This is a genomic window from Actinacidiphila paucisporea (genome assembly GCF_900142575.1).
Classification (GTDB): Bacteria; Actinomycetota; Actinomycetes; order Streptomycetales; family Streptomycetaceae; genus Actinacidiphila; species Actinacidiphila paucisporea.
The window spans coordinates 145,471-161,731 of record NZ_FRBI01000002.1; the positions used below are offsets into that span (position 1 = coordinate 145,471).

Genomic DNA, 16,261 nt, shown 5'->3' on the forward strand with positions numbered 1-16,261 from the left:
CGTTGGCGTGGTGATTCTCCGCACGGGCACCCGCGGGCCGACCGTTTCTGCGCGATTGGGCGCCGGTCCTGATCGCTTCACCTGGACTGTTACGGAAAGTGATGCCGTCGGCCGTCCAGGTGTTCGCCGTACGCGGTGCCGTACGTACCACCCGGGCGGAGCAGTCGGACCCCGCATACCACCGTAATTCATAGCAAGGTGGTCACGGTGTCCCGAACGGGCTCGCGAACCCTCCCCGGAGGTCCATGTGCGGCGGTCAGGCATCTCGGCAGGCGACACGCGCGGCGCTGGAAGCGTTCGGCCCGCGCGTGGCGCCGCGAACGCGCCCCGGCGCCCGCGCGGGGTGCGCTCGGCGGCGTCCGGGGCCTTCGTGCTGAGCGCGCTGGTCGCCTGGACGCTGGCCACCGGACCGTCCGCGCACGCCGCCCCCGCGTCCGCGGTGTGCCTGCTGCCGCGCACCGAGGTGCACCACTCCGAGGGCGTGGACACCGCCCCCGGCGGCTACGCCAGGGCGACGGGCGACGTGAAGGCCCTGATGGTCTTCCTGTCCTTCCCCGACGCCGCCCCCACGCTGACCCCGCAGGAGGTCGCCGCCGACCACTACCCGGCGACCGCCGACTTCTACGACCAGGCGTCCTACGGCCAGTTCCGGCTGCACCTGCACACCGTGGGCCACTGGGTGCGGATGCCGCGCTCGGCGACCGCGTACGCCATCAGCCGCGACTGGCGGGCCGCCGACCGGACCGCGTACCTGCGCGACGCCCTGACCGCGGCCGACCCGGTGGTGGACTTCAGCGGCTACGAGGTGGTCTACCTCGTCGCCGACCCCGACGCGCCCGGCGTGGACTCCGACGCCACCAAGGTCGTCAACCTCGCCTCGCCCGTCACCCTCGACGGCAACCCGCTGGCCCGCCTGGTGACCGTCTTCGAACGGCACCCCCCGGACCGCAACGTGCTCGCCCACGAGACCGGCCACGTCTTCGACCTGCCCGACCTCTACTACCGGCCGCCGGTCGGCAGCAACGCCGACTGGGACACCCACGTCGGCGACTGGGACCTGATGGGCAGCCAGTTCGGCATGGCCCCCGAGCCCTTCGCCTGGCACAAGTGGAAGCTCGGCTGGCTGCGGCCCGGCCAGGTCGGCTGCGTCACCGGCACCGGCACGACCTACCACGACCTCAGCCCCGACGAGACGCCCGGCGGCACCAAGCTGCTGGTCGTCCGCACCGGCGCCGACACCGCGCTGGCCATAGAGGCCCGCAGCGCCGCGGGCAACGACAGCACCGCCTGCCGGCAGGGCGTCCTGCTCTACGAGGTGCGCTCCGACCGCGAGTCCGGCGACGGGCCCGTCGACGTCATCGACGGCCACCCCGGCCACTCCGCCTGCACGGCCACCTCGGTCTACCCGCCGCTGGCCGATGCCCCGCTCGGTGTGGGGGAGTCCTACGCCCTGCGCGACGGCACCACCCGCGTCACCGTCACCGGCCACGAGCCCGACGGCGACTGGGCGGTCAAGGTCACCGAGAGCGCACCGGGCGGTGACGGTGCCGGCCGCCCGGGGTAGTGCGCCTCCCGGCGGCGTGCGGCGGCTCGCCGCGCGGGGCGCCCGGACGGCGGCCCTCGGGGCGGCCGGGCTGCTCGCCGTCGGCAGCTCGGTGTCCGCCGGCTCCGGGCCGCCCGCGATGCCCGCCTCCCCGCCTGCCGCCCGGCCCTGCGCGCTGCGCGCCGTCCCCGGCGTAGCCATGTCCGAGGGCTTCCCGGACTCCACCGAGCGCGGCCCCGACGCCGAGTTCGCCCCGTCCACCGGCACGGTCCGCGCCCTGACCCTGCTGATCGACTTCCCCGACGCCCCCGCGCCCTACGGCGCCCGCGAGCGGTACGCCGAGTTCTTCCCGGCAGTCAGGCAGTGGTACAAGTCCGCGTCGTACGGCAGGCTCGACTACCGGTCCACGCCGGTGCTGCGCTACATACGCATGCCGCAGCCCTTCAGCGCGTACGGGATAGGCCGCGGCTACGGATGGGACGCGCACACCGCGATGATGCGCGACCTGCTCAAGGCCGCCGACCCGACGATTAACTTTCGCGGCTACGACCTGGTCAACGTCCTGGTCACCCCCAACGCGGGACCGCCCGCCGACGAGGCGGTGCTGTCGGTCACCTGGACCGGCGCCTCCGCCGCGACCACCGACGACGGCGCCCACCTCAACAAGGTCTCGCTCATCTACGGGCACGACCAGTCGGGTTCACGGGTCCTCAGCCACGAGAACGGCCACGACTTCGGGCTCCCCGACCTCTACGCCGCCGACGACTTCCAGCGCACCGACGGCCTCGCCGGCCAGTGGGACACCATGTCACTGGACTGGGGCCTGCAGGGGGACCTCTTCGCCTGGCACAAGTGGCGGCTCGGCTGGATCACCGACCGCCAGGTCGCCTGCGTGACCTCGCGCGGCACCACCACCTACCACCTCAGCCCGGTGGAGGTGCCCGGCGGGCGCAAGGCCGTGATGATCCCCTACGGGCCCACCGGGGTCTTCGTGATCGAGGCCAGGGCCGCCGTCGGCGACGACCACGACGCCTGCCGCCAGGGCGTGCTGGCCTACCGGGTGCGTACCGACATCGACTCGGGCAAGGGCCCGGTCACCGTCGTGGACGGCCACCCCGGCACCTCCGCCTGCGACTTCAGCAGCGGCGCCTTCAACTCCCTCAACGACGCGCCCTTCACCGCGGGCCAGACGTACACCGACAAGGCGGCGCACGTCTCCTTCACGGTGGACGGCCGCGACGCGGCGGGCGACTGGATGATACGCGTCACCCGCCGCTGACCCGAACGACCGTGGCTCAGCTGAGCAGTTCGGCCTCAAGGGTGATGTTCACGCCGGCGAGCGCCTTGCTGACCGGGCAGTTGGCCTTCGCGTCCTGCGCGGCCGCCTCGAACGCCTCGGCCGACAGGCCGGGGACGCGGGCCTTCACCGACAGCGTGATGCCGGTGATGCCCTCGCCGGGCTGGAAGGTGACGTTCGCGACCGTCTGCACGGTCTCCGGCGGGGTGCCCGCGCCGGCCAGGCCGTGCGAAAGGGCCATCGAGTAGCACGAGGAGTGGGCCGCGGCGATCAGCTCCTCCGGGCTGGTCTTGCCGTTGGCGGCCTCGGCGCGCGAGGGCCAGGAGACCTCGTAGGTGCCGACGCCCGAGGTGTCGAGCGAGACGGTGCCGGCGCCGCCGATCAGCGCGCCCTTCCACTGGGTGGTCGCGGTGCGGGTGGTTGCCATGAGGAAAGCCTCCATCGAGTACGTACCGTCGGTCCGCGGCTCCCGCCGCCTTCCCGAACGCTACCGGGTCGCGCCCTGCGACCGGTGCCGGCGCCCTGCCCCGCGGACCCGGTCCGCCGCCGCGGACGGGCCGCCGTCCCCCCGCCGGCGCCTCAGCCCAGGTGGCCGGTGTCGTTCCAGCGCTCGATCGCCGGCTCGCCGTACGCCCATCCGAGAACCGACAGCGACGCCGGGTCCAGCCGTAGCGCCGCGCCGAAGGACGGCGGCAGCCCCAGCCAGCGGGCGCCCAGCATGCGCAGCACATGGCCGTGCGCGAAGACCAGCACGTCGCGCGGCGCCGACCTGGCCCAGGCGACCACGTCGTCGGCGCGCGCCGCCACGTCGTCGGGCGACTCGCCGTTCGGCACGCCGTCCCGCCATATGCTCCAGCCCGGACGCAGCTCCTGCAGCTGGGCCGGGGTGCGGCCCTCGTAGTCGCCGTAGTCCCACTCCAGCAGCGCGTCCCACTCCTTGGCGCCGGGGAAGCCCGCCAGCCGGCAGGTGTCCGCGGCCCGCAGCAGCGGGCTGGTGCGCGCCTCGGCGTCGCGCAGCCCGTCCCAGGGCCTGCCCGCCAGCCGGTCGCCGAGCAGCCGGGCCGTCCTGCGGCCCTCCTCGGTCAGCGGGATGTCGGTACGGCCGGTGTGGCGGCCGGACAGTGACCATTCCGTCTGGCCGTGCCTGACCAGAAGGATGCGCGCAGCCATGCAGGGCGGCCTCTCATGCGGGGGCGGGAGACCCCCATCATCACTCAGACCTGCGGTGTCCCGCCCAGCAGCCCCCGCAGCAGCCCGTCGAGGCCGTACTCGAACTGCCCGGTGCCCTCGCTCTTCTGGCACAGCAGCTCGGGCGCGAGCGCGACCAGCGACGGGTAGGTGTCGCTGGGCAGCGCGGCGATCCTGGCCCGCACCCGCTCCCTGGCGCCCTCCTGGCACAGCGCCCGGGCCCGCCGGGTGTTCCACAGCGCGGACCCCACCGTGTACTGCATCAGCGCGACGTGGGCGTGCGCCGCGTCCGCGCGGCCCAGCCCGGCCCGCCGCAGCAGCCCCAGCATCCGGTCGATCAGCGCGATCGCGTCGTCGCCGCGCAGCGGCCTTCCCGCCAGCAGTTCGAGCGCCGACGGATGTTCGGTGAACAGCCGGTACACCCCGACGCACACCTCGCGCAATTCACTTTCCGGGTCCTCCGAACCACCCGGCGGAAGCTCTATCGTGTCCAGCAGCCGCTGGGCGACGGCGTCACTGATCTCGTCCTTGCCACGGAAGTGCGAGTAGACGGCCATCGTGCCGACACCGAGCTGCTGGGCGAGGCCGCGCATGGTGAAGGCCTCGGCGCCGTCGCGGTCGAGCAGGGTGAGCGCGGCATCGAGGATACGGTCGGGGTTGAGCGAATTGCGCGGGGCGCGGCGCCGTGGGGGACGGACCGGCTGGGTCACGGACATCGGGTTCTCTTGTTCTCGTCCTTCGCTGCGGTGCGCGGATGCTGCGGTCGGTTGCGCACGGGTCTCTCTTGCGACACGGGGGGGCAACCCGGGACGGTGCGCAAGGCGTCCTTGGCCTTGCATACCCCCGTGATGAAAGGTTGAACACCGTACGAGCGTTGAACGCCAGGGTAAATCGGGGTTCTGGCGCTATGACCGGGGCGGTGTGCGTACGGTTTAGCGTACGTCGTACGGTAGAGGGTACGCGACAAGTCCATGACCGCCACCTGCGGCCTTCGGAGAACCTGGAGATACGCCCGCATGACGATCACCGCCACCGCGCCGCGAGCTGCCGCCTATCGTGGCAAATTGCGCTGGTGGACCGAGCTGCCGCTTATCGCCGTGGTCTACGCGCTGTATTCGGGCGCGAGACTCCTGGTGCGTGGCGATGTGGACGACGCGGTGGAACACGGTGCCGACATCCTGCACTTCGAGCAGTTGACCCACCTGGACCCGGAGCGCTGGTTCAACCAGCTCCTCACCCACCACGCCTTCCTCGGCGTGCCGGCGGACTTCGCGTACGCCTCGCTGCACTACGTGGTGACCCCCTCGATCCTGGTCTGGCTCTGGCTCCGCCGCCCCACCCACTACCGGGTGGCCCGCACGTGGCTGCTCGTCTCCACCCTGATCGGCCTGATCGGCTTCACCCTCGTCCCGACCGCCCCGCCGCGGCTGCTCCCCGGCGCGCACGGCTTCATGGACACGATGGCCCAGTACGGCTCCTACGGCTGGTGGGGCACCGACGCGAGCGCCCCCCGGGGACTGGGCCATCTCACCAACGAGTACGCGGCCATGCCCAGCCTGCACGTCGGCTGGTCCCTGTGGTGCGGCATCATGCTCTTCCGCTACGGCCGCCACCGCGCCGTCCGCGCGCTGGGCATCCTCTACCCGCTGACCACCGCCTTCGTGGTCATGGGCACCGCCAACCACTACCTGATGGACGCGGCAGCCGGCGTCGCCACGATGGGCGTCGGCTTCCTGCTGGCCCGCCCCGCCCTGCGCCTGGTCGACCGCACCCAGCTCAAGGTCCGCGGCCGGTCCGCCCCGCAGCAGCCGGTCACGATCGCCTCGGCCGGCGCCTCCTCCGCCCAGCCGCCGGTCACCGTGCCGTCGGGCGGCGCCCCCGCCCGGGCCCACGACCTGACGGCCCGCGAAGCCGGCGGCGCCGGGAAGGTGCCGTCGCCCCGAGCGAGGCCGACGGGGCACGACGACCCCGACGCGGGCGGCACCAGCGAGGTCGGGCGCGGCGAGCGCAGCCGGATGTCCTAGCACCGCATCGGCCGCCCCGGCCGGGCGGGTCGGCCCTCGGGCGGCCACGCCCCCTGAGGGGCCTTCGTGCCAGGGGTGGAGTGGGATGTCGTACGCGGATGCCACACTTTCGCGGGTGAGAACTGTGCACCACACGCTGCCGGAGCGGCTGGCCGCCCTGCGCGGGCCGGACGTCGCACCCCGACCGCTCGACGCGCGGGCGCTGGCCGCGCTCGCCGCGAACCCCGGCTGCCGGCGCCGCGCCCTGCTCGACGCCGCCGGCGTCGACAAGGGCGCCGTCGCCGAGGCGCTCGGGGCCCCCGCCCGCTTCGGCCAGTCGCGGTTCGCCTTCTCCCGCGGCCACGCCTTCGAAGCCAGGGTCAAGGCCGACGGCTGCGCCGAGCTGCTGCGGCTGCTGGGCGCCGACGGGGCGCACGCGGAGGTCCCCGACCTCGGCGCGGCGGGCCCCGAGGGGCGGGCCGCCCGCACCAGGCTCGCCCTGGCCGAGGCGGCGCCCGGGTCCTGGACGCTGCTCGACCACCCGCTGCTGGCCCTGGACGTCGCCGGCTCCACGGTCTTCCTCGAACCCGACGCGGTAGCCGTCGCCCCCGACGGCGCCTGGACCGTCGCCGAGATCAAGTCCTTCCCGATCCTGGACGGCGGCGCCGACGCCGTGAAGGTCGGTGCGGCCGCCCGGCAGGCGGCGGTCTACGTACTGGCCCTCGACGCGATCGAAGCCGGCCGGGCCCGCACCGACGTGCTCCTGGTCTGCCCCAAGGACTTCTCCAACCTGCCCACCGCGGAATGGGTCGACGTCCGCAAGCAGCTTGCCGTCACCCGGCGCCAGCTCGCCCGGCTCACCCGCATCGAGGAGATCGCCGCCGCGCTCCCCGAGGGCACCACCTTCGACCCGGCGCGACCCGGCCCCGACCTCACCGCGGCGGTGGACTCCGTCCCGGCCGCCTACGCCCCCGAGTGCCTGTCCAGCTGCGAGCTGGCCTTCCACTGCCGTGACCGCGCGCGGGCCGCCGACTCGGTCGACGCGCTGGGCCGGGGTCTGCGCTCCGACCTCGGCGCCCTCACCACGGTCGGCGCGGTCCTGTCCGCGGCCACCTCCGCACCCTGCGACGGTGAGGACGACCCGGCGGTCACCGCGCTCCGCCGTGCGGCAGCCCTCCGCGCCGAAGCGCTCCGCGCGCACCCCACCTCATGACCCGCCCCGAACCCGGGCGCCGACTCCTCACGCGGTTCCCCGCACCCACGGGTGGCAGCCCCGTCCTGCCGCGCCCACAGCCCCGCCACGCCGTGGCTGGGCGCGCAGTTCCCCGCGCCCCTCGAACCCCCGCGCCCCCCGCCCCGAGGGCCACCCCCCAGGGGTGCGGGGATCTGCGCGCCCAGCCGAAACGCACCGCAAGATGCGTATGCCACCGCGGAGGGCAGGACCTCAGGGGCGCGGGGAACTGCGCGACAAGCCCCCCACACACCGCGACTGTGGAGTCCGTAACAGCACCCCGCAGGGAGCGGCGGGGAACTGCGCGCCCAGCCACGAGCCGGCCGGTGGCCCGGCGACACCAGACGCACCCCCGTCGGGGCGGCGCCGACGTGTGGCAGGTGCATCCCGCAGGGGGTGGCGCCGACGTGTGGCAGGTGCATCCCGCTGGGGCTGGCGCCGGCGTACGGCAAGGGCACCCCGCAGGGAGTGGCGGGGTCGCGTGACGGTCATGAATGTGCTGGCCCGCGCGGAGGCCGTCGCCCGCGGGCGGGCAGTGCCCGCCGCGACGGTACGGCACCACCGGCTCGCCGAGAGCCCGCTGGTGTTCGTGCCGCTGACCACCGCGGGTGAGGCCGGCGCCCCGCTCGGGGCGATGATCGGCACCGAGCGGACCGCCCCGACCGTGCTGGTGGTGCCGCAGCCACTCGACCGCGCCCAGCGCTTCGACTTCTTCGCGGGCCTGGCCGCGGCGATCCTCCCGGCCATCGAGGAGTACGCCGACGACGTCGAGACGGAGCCGGCCACCCGCAACCGGGAGGAGGCGGAGGTCTGCGCCGACGCCCCGCAGATGATCGTGCCGAACGCCGCCGCGCTGGAGTACGTACGGCTGCTCGGCCGGTCCACCCGCTATCTGCGGACGGTCGAGGACCCGGAGGCCCCGCACCCGGTGCCGGTACCGGTACCGCTTCTGGGGCGCTGGCTCACGCATCTGGCCGAGCGGGCGCGCACCCCCGGCAGCGCGCTGCTGGTCGCGATGACGGACCTGCTGACCCGGCACTGGGCCACCGGCCAGAGTGCGATGGAGGACCAGCACCTGGGCGGCCTGCTGGGCTGGATCGACCCGCCGCCGGGGATGGACGGGCCGGCCGCGGCGGCGCGCGCGCAGACCGGGCGCGACCGGCACGGGCTGCTGCTGAGCCCGCCGGCGGGGCCGGCCACCGACCCGGTGTTCGACAACCGCGTGCTGGCACCGGCCCTGGAGCGCTACGACGCGGCCAGGTCGGCGGGCACGGCGGGCCCGCTGCGGGTCGCGGAGGCGGACGTGCGGCGGCTGGTGACGTCGCAGTTGCAGCCGACGTGGGACGACGTGTGGCACGGCGTGGATCTGCTGCGGGCACTGCCCGAGGGCGCGCATGTGGCCGAGCGCTGGAAGCGCGACCGCTGGTCCTTCACCGGCCACCGCGACCGCGTCCGCGCGGGCGAGCCGCCGCAGCCGAAGCGCGACGACGCGGTGACGGCCGCGCAGAAGCTCGCGGGCCGCGAGACCGCCCAGGCCCGGCTGTTCGCCCAGGAGGCGCTGGACGACCCGCTGGTGATGGCGGCCAGGCGCCTGGGCGGCGAGGCCTTCGCGGGCACGGTGCTCGCGGTGGAGATGACGTATTCCGAGGGCCGCCGCCCGATGCCCCGCCCGGTGCTGACCGTGGCCACCCCCGACGTCCCCCAGGCGGACCCGGGGGCTAAGGCCTACCGCGCGCTCCCGGACACGAGGTCCGCCCAGAGCGCCGAGGTGCTGGACGTCGTACCGGCCCGAGGGTCCGCCGAGTGCACCGTCACGGTCAAGATCACCGGCGGGATGGGTACGGGCAAGCTACCGCGGGAAGGCTCGGTGCCGGAGGTGGGGGAGAGGGTGACGTTCACGCTGTTCGCGCACGACCCGCGCGGCGGGCCCGCGCTGCCCGAGGCGGAGGCGACGCCGTGGACGCACGGCGGGCCGCCCGGCGCGGGCGGCACCGGCGCGGGCGGCACCGGACCGGGGGACGTACCGGACGTGGTGACGGCGGAGGACTTCCTGTGACGCGGGGCGGGGACCAGGCCGGCGGCCCCGGCGGCCGCTTCGACCCGGGGGCCGAGGCCGCCGCGGCGACCGCGGCGATCTTGGACAGCACGCTGCACGGCACTGCCCGCGGCGTGGTCGTGGACTCGCCGCCCGGGGCGGGGAAGTCGACGCTCGTGGTGCGCGCGGCCCGCGAACTGGCCGCCGCCGGCGAGCGGTTGATGATCGTCGCGCAGACGAACGCGCAGGTGGACGACCTCGCGGATCGGCTCGCCACCGCGGAGCCGACGCTGCCGGTGGGGCGGCTGCACGGCGCGGACTCGCCTCCCGACCCGGTGCTCGACCGGCACCCGGAGGTCATGAAGTCCTCCTCGGTCGCCGACCTCCGCGACCGCACGGTGGTGATCGCGACGGCCGCGAAATGGGCGTACGTGAAGGACGTCGAGCCCTGGCGGCACGCCATCGTGGACGAGGCGTACCAGATGCGGTCCGACGCGCTGCTGCAGGTGGCGGGGCTGTTCGAGCGGGCCCTGTTCGTCGGGGACCCGGGGCAGCTCGACCCCTTCAGCGTGGTCGGCGCCGAGCAGTGGGCGGGGCTGAGCTGGGACCCGTCGGCGAGCGCGGTGCTCACGCTGCTGGCGCACAACCCGGGGCTGCCGCAGCACCGGCTGCCGGTGTCGTGGCGGCTGCCGGCGTCGGCGGCGCCGCTGGTGTCGCGGGCGTTCTACCCGTACACGCCGTTCAGGAGCGGTACGGGGCACGGTGACCGGCGGCTGGCCTTCGGGGTGCCGGGGGACGGCGGCGGGCCGGACCGGGTGGTGGACGAGGCGGCCGAGTCCGGGTGGGGGCTGCTCGAACTGCCCGCCCGGCACACCCCGCGCACCGACCCGGAGGCGGTACGCGCGGTCGCCGCGGTCGTACGGCGGCTGCTGGACCGCGGCGGGGTGACGTACTCGGAGCGCGGCGAGGCCCCCGCGCCGCTGACCGCCGACCGGATCGCGGTCGGCACCGCGCACCGCGACCAGGCCGCCGCGGTGCGCGGTGCGCTGGCCGAACTCGGCGTGCGGGCCGGGCCGGGCGGGGTTGCGGTGGACACCGCGAACCGCCTGCAGGGCAGGGAGTTCGACGTCACCGTCGTCCTGCACCCGCTGTCGGGGCGCCCGGACGCCACCGCCTTCCACCTGGAGACGGGCCGGCTGTGCGTCCTGGCCTCCCGGCACCGGCACGCCTGCATCGTGGTCTGCCGGGCCGGCGTCGCGGACCTGTTGGACGAGCACCCGTCCTCGGAGCCGGTACGGCTCGGCGTCACCGTGAAGTTCCCCGACGGCTGGGAGGCCAACCACGCGGTCCTCGCCCATCTCGCGGAACACCGGGTGAGCTGGCGCCCCTGACCGGGGGCCTGGCCCGTGGGGGGACTTGCGGGGCGCGGGACAATGGAAGGCGGAACCGACCCCGGAGGTATCGCATGTCCGAGCCGCGACCGGCTCGCCCGTCCCGCGAGTCCCGTGAGCCGCACGAGTCCCGCGCCGACCGGCCCAAACGCCCCGCGCCACTGCTGTTCGAACCCGGTGCGCCGACCGACACCGGCGGCGACCGCTTCTTCGAGCTGGAATCGATGGACGACCCGCGGCGGCTGCTGGCCCGGGCCACCGAGCTGGAGCAGGCGTTCCGCACCGCGGCCGACCGGGCGAGCGAATTCCAGGCCATCGCCGCCGCCCAGCTCACCGACCCGCGCCGCTTCGACCGGCTCACCGCCGCCGACCTGGCAGTACAGGCCGGCTGGACCGAGGACTACGCCAGGAAGATGGCGGAGTACGGGCAGAGCCTGATCGCCGGCGACGGTGTCACCCCGTAATGGGCCGGTCGCCGTGCGGGGTCGATAGGGTACGCCTCCCTTCCGCTCCTGTCCCGTATTCGGCGGATTTACCGGGGCACCGCCGGGCAGGGCGGTACCTGTAGATGCCATGGACGAATGGCAGGGGAGCACCAGCGTCGTCGGGATCGTCACCGAGGCCCAGCGGCGGCAGCACACTGCGTTTGTCACCCCGGAAGGCGCCGCCTGGCTGGCCTCCGCGAGCGCCTTCCCGCGCAGCGTCGAGGCCCTGTGGTCGGCCCGCCCGGGCGCCCCGAGCGTGCTGCCCTGCGGCAGGACCTTCGACGTGGTCAATCTCACCGCCCTGTTCGGCCGCCGGGTGCTCGAACAGCTCTGGTCCGTGGGACCCGGCAGCGGGCCGGTCGCCGTCCACCGCGGCCGGGTCCTGTTGCTGGTCGCCCCCGGTACCGCCCAGCGGCTGCCCGCGCTGCTGGGCTGGGAGGAGTGGGCCGCCGCCGTCCCGCCGATGCTGTGCCACGGCGCCGGCGACGCGGTGACCGTCCCGCCGCTCTACCAGGACCCCGCCGCCGACGCCCGCGACGGCACCGGGATGTCCCGCTGGGTCGTCGCCCCCGACACCCGGCACCCCTGGCTGCCGGGCCCCGACGTCCTGCTCTGGGCCTGCGTCCGGGCCGCCAGGACCGTCCCGGCGCCCGCCCCCGCGGCCCTGGCAGGGGTGCCGGGAAGGGCGTGACCCTTATCGATTTTCCAGGTCGCGGGGGTCGGTGCTAATGTCTACGACGTCAGCAGGCGCCGCTAGCTCAGTTGGTTAGAGCAGCTGACTCTTAATCAGCGGGTCCGGGGTTCGAGTCCCTGGCGGCGCACCTGAAGCGAAGGCCCTCCGTTCTCACGGGGGGCCTTCGGCGTACCCGGACCGTGCCGCACGGCGCGCCGCCCGGCCCGGAAGGGCGGCGACCACCACGCTGGTCCCATGGGGCACTGGTCGCTGACCGAGGCCGTCCGGGTGGAGATCTCCGGCACCGGCGGCCGGACACCGCTGTTCCTGCTGCTCGCGGGCCTGCTCGGGTCGTTCCTCTTCATCCGCTTCAGCGTCCGGATGATCCGCAGGGGCGTGTCCTGGTGGCCCGGTAACGTCCAGCCCGGCGGGCTGCACATCCACCATGTCGTCTTCGGCCAGGTGATGATGCTGGTCGGCGGCGTCGGCTCGTTCGCCGTCCACGGCGGCCCGCTCGTCCACAACATCCTCGCCTTCGTCTTCGGCGCCGGCTGCGGCCTGGTCCTGGACGAATTCGCGCTGGTCCTGCACCTGGAGGACGTCTACTGGCGCGAGGAGGGCCGGCAGTCCGTCGACGCGGTCATCCTCGCCGTCTCCGTCATCGGCCTGCTGCTCATCGGCCAGGCCCCCCTCGGCGGCTTCGTCGGCGGCACCTCCTGGACCCCTTACGCCGTCGCCGCCGTACTGCTCGGCTTCGTTGTGCTGTGCATGCTCAAGGGCAAGGTGTGGACCGGCCTGCTCGGCGTGATGCTGCCCTTCCTCGCGGTCATCGGCGCCCTGCGGCTCGCCCGGCCCGCCAGTCCCTGGGCCCGCTGGCGCTACGGCAGCAGGCCGCGCCGGATGGCCCGCGCGGAGCGCCGGGAGGACCGTATCCACCGGCGGATGGTCGCCCTGAAGACCCGCGCCATGGACGCCGTCGCCGGCGCCCCCAACCCGGTGTCCCTGACCAAGGCCCCGCCGACCCGCGCCACCATCGTCGACCTGCCGCCCTCCCGGCTCGAAGTGCTGCTCGCCCGGGTGCTGCGGCCGCTGCGCGACCCGGGCGCCGCCGCCGCCGTCTGGTATCTGCGGGCCGCCACCGCGGTCAACGTCGTCACCGGCGTCGTCGTCCCCTTCCGCGACCGGGTGCGCGCGGCCACCAACGGCGAATACGTCACCGCCTTCCTGGTCAGCCCCGGCTTCACCGGCGCCGCCCTCGCCCTGGTCCTGTCGATCAGCCTGCGCCGCCGCAAACGCGCCGCCTGGATCGTCACCACCGTCCTGACCGTCGCCTACACCGTCACCATCGGCACCACCATCGCCGCCGTCCGCGAATCCCGCGGCCACCCCTTCAACTGGGCCTCGCTCGCCATCACCCTGCTCTTCCTCACCGCCCTGCTGGTCTCCCGCCCGCTCTTCAACGTCCGCGGCGAACCCGGCAACGCCGCACTCGGCCTGACCAGCCTGCTCGTCGGCGCGGTCATCGCCGTCGGCGTCGGCACCCTGCTGGTCCACGCCACCGACCAGGCACCGCCCCGCCAGTGGAGCGCCAGCCTGCGCTACGCGGTCGTCCGCGTCCTGACCGTCTCCGGCCTGTTCGACCTGCCCGGCATCACCGTGCCCGGCTGGACCGACCTGGCCATCAACATCCTCAGCGTCGCCCTGATGCTCGTCGTCCTGCTGGCCTTCTTCCGCGCCCCCCGCGGCCGCGCCCGCCTCGTCCCCGCCGACGAACGCCGGCTCCGCGCGCTGCTCCGCGCCTACGGCCGCCGCGACTCGCTCGGCTACTTCGCCCTGCGCCGCGACAAGTCCGTCTGCTGGAGCCCGTCCCGCGACGCCGCGATCCTCTACCGCGTCGTCAACGGCGTCGCCCTCGCAACCGGCGACCCCCTCGGACCCCGTACCGCCTGGCCCGCCGCCGTCGCCAACTGGCTCGCCCACACCCACCGCCACGCCTGGGTCGCCGCGGTCACCAACGCCGGACCCGACGCCGTGGAGGCATACGAGGCGGCCGGCTTCCACGGCTTCGCCTCCGGCGAGGAAGCGGTGGTCCAGGTGGGGACGCTGGCGGCCGACGCGTCCGCCGCGGGCGGCGGCGGGGCCTACGAGGCGGGCGCCACCGGGCTCGTCGAGGCGCACCGGCTCGTCGCGGGCGCCGGCTACACCACCGCCTACCGGCGGCAGGCCGCCATCGGCGCCGACGAATTCCGCCGCCTCGGCCAGCTCGCCGACGCATGGCGCCGGCATCCCGCCGAACGCCGCTTCGCCGCCGCCCTCGGGCGGCTCGGCGACCCCGCCGACGGGGACTACCTCCTCGCGGAGTGCCGCGACCCCAACGGCCGCACCTGCGCCCTCCTCGGCTTCGTCCCCTGGGGCCGGGACGGCCTCACCCTCGACCTCCTGCGCCACGACCGAGACTCCGGCCTGGCGCCCGTCGACCACCTCCTGACCGACCTCCTCCTGACCGCCGCCCGCGCCACCACCCCGCCCCTGTCCGGCGTGACCCGCCTCTCCCTCAACATCACCTCCACCCGCCCCCGCCCCTGGCGCTCCCCCGACCCCCCCTACGCCCCCTACGCCCCCCACCGCCACCCCCGCTACCTCCTCTACGAACGCCGCCTGGACCTCCCGCGAGTCGCCGTGGTCGCCCTCCGCGGCTGAGGGCTGCACGTCGGCACCGTCCGGAAGGGGCTGTCCGGTCCTCCCCCAGAGCTTCGCCTGGGAGGTGCCCCCATCTCGCTTCGCTCGGGACCACCGGCCGGTGGTGGGCTGAGCGCGCCGTTCTCCCCCAGAGCTTCGCCTGGGGTACCCCCACGCGCCCCCGGGGGGGATCAGCACACCGCGCCGCGGGCCGGCATCGCGCCGTCGAGCAGGTACGCCTCGACCGTCGAGGTCACGCACCGGTTGTGCGCGAAATACGCGCCGTGCCCCTCGCCCCGATAGGTCAGCACTCGGCTGCCGTTGCCGAGCGCCGCCGCCATGTGGGCCGCGCCGGGGTACGGCGTCGCCGGATCCGCCGTCGTGCTGACGAGCAGCGCCTCCGGCGCGGAGGGGGCCGACACCCGGCGGGACGCGGGGTCGCCGGGCGCCCAGCCGGAACAGGAGAGCAGTGTCGCCTCTATGGTCGGCCCGAACACCGGGGAGGCGGCCGCGAAGCGGCCGTCGAGGGCGTGCACGGCGGCGGCACTGTGCCGCTCCGGCGTATCGCGGCAGTCGATCGCGAGCTTGGCCATCTCGTAGTTGTCCGGCGCCGACCAGGTCGACGCCACCGGGGCCGGGGCCACCCCGAGCTGGCCGGGGTAGGCGAGCTGCATCATCGGCTCGCCGTCACCGCCGCGCAGCGCGCCGAGCGCGTCCCGCAGGAAGGGCCAGTCGTCCTTGGAGTACAGCGCGTTCTGCACCCCTTGCAGGAAGCCCGCCCGGTCCAGTCGGCCGGACACGGTCGCCACGCCGTTCCCGCCCAGGCTCCGGCTCGTCGCCGCGATGCCGGCCACCACGTCGGCGCCGGTGCGGCCCGGCACCGGGCAGCCGCGGGCCGCGCAGTCAGCCGCGAAGTCGCCGAGGGCGTGCTGGAAGGCCGCCGCCTGGGCCAGCGCCGTCTGCGTGTCGTCCAGTGTCGGGTCCGGCACCCCGTCCAGCACGACCCGGCCCGTGTGCTGCGGGAATTCGTGCGCGTAGACCGAGCCGAGGCGGCCGCCGTAGGAGAAGCCGAGGTAGCTCAGGCGGTCGTCGCCGAGGGCGGACCGTACGACGTCGAGGTCCCTTGCGGCATTCGGGGTGCCCACCCAGGGCAGCAGCCCGCCGGAGTGCCGGCGGCAGGCCTGCGCCACCTGGCGGGCCTGGGCCACCGGGTCGGTGGCGGTCACCCCGGCCAGGTCCCCGCAGTCCACCGGGGAGCTGCGGCCGGTGCCGCGGGCGTCGAAGCCGATGAGGTCGTAGCGGCGGTTGAGGCGGCCCAGCTCGCCGGCCGCGGTGCGTTGGGCCAGTTCCGTGATGCCGGGGATGCCGGGGCCGCCGAAGTTCACCACGAGCGAGCCCAGGCGCGGGCCCGGGCCCGTCGCCGGTATGCGGCTCACCGCGATGTCCAGATCGTCGGACTTCCTGGGGTGGGCGTAGTCGCGGGGCACCGTGAGGGTGCCGCACTCCATCGCGGTGGGTCCCTGGACGCCGGAGCAGCCGGCCCAGCTGATCTTCTGGCCGTACGGGGCGGGGGTGGCCGAGCTGCCCGCCCGCGGCGGGGCCGCCAGGGCGGTCGCCGCCAGTGCCGCGGCGACGGCGGCGACGGTTCTCATGCGGGCCATGGAGCCAACGTAGGTCCGTTTTTTCGGGTCTGCCCGTTCGCCCGCCCCCGCCGCCTCAGGTGGGCGGGCAGGCGG

At 74.9% G+C, this 16,261-nt stretch carries 13 protein-coding genes and 1 tRNA gene; 10 read left to right on the forward strand and 4 right to left on the reverse strand.

Annotated elements, in window-relative coordinates; genetic code table 11:
- Positions 1-370: 370 nt before the first annotated feature.
- Both BUE44_RS03845 and BUE44_RS03850 read left to right on the forward strand, forming a co-directional pair.
- Complete coding sequence (locus BUE44_RS03845; RefSeq protein WP_407639991.1) at positions 371-1,564, forward strand: M6 family metalloprotease domain-containing protein; 1,194 nt, start codon at positions 371-373, stop codon at positions 1,562-1,564.
- Positions 1,539-2,822, forward strand: coding sequence for a M6 family metalloprotease domain-containing protein (locus BUE44_RS03850; protein ID WP_235001892.1), 1,284 nt, complete (start codon positions 1,539-1,541; stop codon positions 2,820-2,822). The genes BUE44_RS03845 and BUE44_RS03850 overlap by 26 nt, the downstream gene beginning before the upstream one ends.
- A gap of 16 nt (positions 2,823-2,838) precedes the next feature.
- Here the strand turns inward: BUE44_RS03850 and BUE44_RS03855 are convergent, their stop codons facing one another.
- From BUE44_RS03855 to BUE44_RS03865, 3 genes are all read right to left on the reverse strand, one after another.
- Complete coding sequence (locus BUE44_RS03855; protein ID WP_073493708.1) at positions 2,839-3,267, reverse strand: OsmC family peroxiredoxin; 429 nt, start codon at positions 3,265-3,267, stop codon at positions 2,839-2,841.
- A gap of 152 nt (positions 3,268-3,419) precedes the next feature.
- The gene (locus tag BUE44_RS03860; protein WP_073493710.1) at positions 3,420-4,010 is read right to left on the reverse strand and encodes a histidine phosphatase family protein; all 591 of its coding nucleotides are present in this window, start codon (positions 4,008-4,010) and stop codon (positions 3,420-3,422) included.
- 44 nt (positions 4,011-4,054) lie between these two features.
- Positions 4,055-4,744, reverse strand: coding sequence for a TetR/AcrR family transcriptional regulator (locus BUE44_RS03865; protein WP_073493712.1), 690 nt, complete (start codon positions 4,742-4,744; stop codon positions 4,055-4,057).
- A 300-nt stretch (positions 4,745-5,044) separates the two neighbouring features.
- Here BUE44_RS03865 and BUE44_RS03870 point away from each other — a divergent pair, with 300 nt between their 5' ends.
- From BUE44_RS03870 to BUE44_RS37360, 8 genes are all read left to right on the forward strand, one after another.
- The gene (locus BUE44_RS03870) at positions 5,045-6,052 is read left to right on the forward strand and encodes a phosphatase PAP2 family protein (protein ID WP_079189468.1); all 1,008 of its coding nucleotides are present in this window, start codon (positions 5,045-5,047) and stop codon (positions 6,050-6,052) included.
- An 85-nt stretch (positions 6,053-6,137) separates the two neighbouring features.
- Positions 6,138-7,244 carry a hypothetical protein gene (locus BUE44_RS03875; protein WP_073493714.1) on the forward strand — a complete coding sequence of 369 codons (1,107 nt, stop codon included), beginning with the start codon at positions 6,138-6,140 and terminating at the stop codon, positions 7,242-7,244.
- 499 nt (positions 7,245-7,743) lie between these two features.
- Positions 7,744-9,318 carry a hypothetical protein gene (locus tag BUE44_RS03880; RefSeq protein ID WP_073493716.1) on the forward strand — a complete coding sequence of 525 codons (1,575 nt, stop codon included), beginning with the start codon at positions 7,744-7,746 and terminating at the stop codon, positions 9,316-9,318.
- Positions 9,315-10,688 (forward strand): AAA family ATPase, encoded by a 1,374-nt coding sequence (locus BUE44_RS03885; protein ID WP_073493718.1) that lies wholly within the window; start codon positions 9,315-9,317, stop codon positions 10,686-10,688. Before BUE44_RS03880 ends, BUE44_RS03885 begins: the two co-directional genes overlap by 4 nt.
- Positions 10,689-10,762: 74 nt before the next feature.
- On the forward strand, positions 10,763-11,152 hold the full coding sequence (locus BUE44_RS03890; RefSeq protein WP_235001894.1) for a hypothetical protein: 390 nt from the start codon (positions 10,763-10,765) through the stop codon (positions 11,150-11,152).
- A 109-nt stretch (positions 11,153-11,261) separates the two neighbouring features.
- On the forward strand, positions 11,262-11,864 hold the full coding sequence (locus tag BUE44_RS03895) for a bifunctional DNA primase/polymerase (protein ID WP_235001895.1): 603 nt from the start codon (positions 11,262-11,264) through the stop codon (positions 11,862-11,864).
- Positions 11,865-11,920: 56 nt separating this feature from the next.
- A tRNA-Lys gene (locus tag BUE44_RS03900) sits at positions 11,921-11,994 on the forward strand.
- 107 nt (positions 11,995-12,101) lie between these two features.
- A complete protein-coding gene (locus tag BUE44_RS37360) occupies positions 12,102-14,546 on the forward strand; it encodes a phosphatidylglycerol lysyltransferase domain-containing protein (RefSeq protein WP_073493720.1) in 2,445 nt (814 codons plus the stop codon).
- A gap of 170 nt (positions 14,547-14,716) precedes the next feature.
- Here the strand turns inward: BUE44_RS37360 and BUE44_RS03910 are convergent, their stop codons facing one another.
- Complete coding sequence (locus BUE44_RS03910) at positions 14,717-16,186, reverse strand: alpha/beta hydrolase (RefSeq protein ID WP_073493722.1); 1,470 nt, start codon at positions 16,184-16,186, stop codon at positions 14,717-14,719.
- Positions 16,187-16,261: the final 75 nt, after the last annotated feature.

Coding starts and splice junctions, on each gene's coding strand:
- BUE44_RS03855 (WP_073493708.1), bottom strand. CDS start 3,267: ATGGCAACCACCCGCACCGCGACCACCCAGTGGAAGGGCGCGCTGATC.
- BUE44_RS03860 (WP_073493710.1), bottom strand. CDS start 4,010: ATGGCTGCGCGCATCCTTCTGGTCAGGCACGGCCAGACGGAATGGTCA.
- BUE44_RS03865 (WP_073493712.1), bottom strand. CDS start 4,744: ATGTCCGTGACCCAGCCGGTCCGTCCCCCACGGCGCCGCGCCCCGCGC.
- BUE44_RS03870 (WP_079189468.1), top strand. CDS start 5,045: ATGACGATCACCGCCACCGCGCCGCGAGCTGCCGCCTATCGTGGCAAA.
- BUE44_RS03875 (WP_073493714.1), top strand. CDS start 6,138: ATGTCGTACGCGGATGCCACACTTTCGCGGGTGAGAACTGTGCACCAC.
- BUE44_RS03890 (WP_235001894.1), top strand. CDS start 10,763: ATGTCCGAGCCGCGACCGGCTCGCCCGTCCCGCGAGTCCCGTGAGCCG.
- BUE44_RS03895 (WP_235001895.1), top strand. CDS start 11,262: ATGGACGAATGGCAGGGGAGCACCAGCGTCGTCGGGATCGTCACCGAG.
- BUE44_RS37360 (WP_073493720.1), top strand. CDS start 12,102: ATGGGGCACTGGTCGCTGACCGAGGCCGTCCGGGTGGAGATCTCCGGC.
- BUE44_RS03910 (WP_073493722.1), bottom strand. CDS start 16,186: ATGGCCCGCATGAGAACCGTCGCCGCCGTCGCCGCGGCACTGGCGGCG.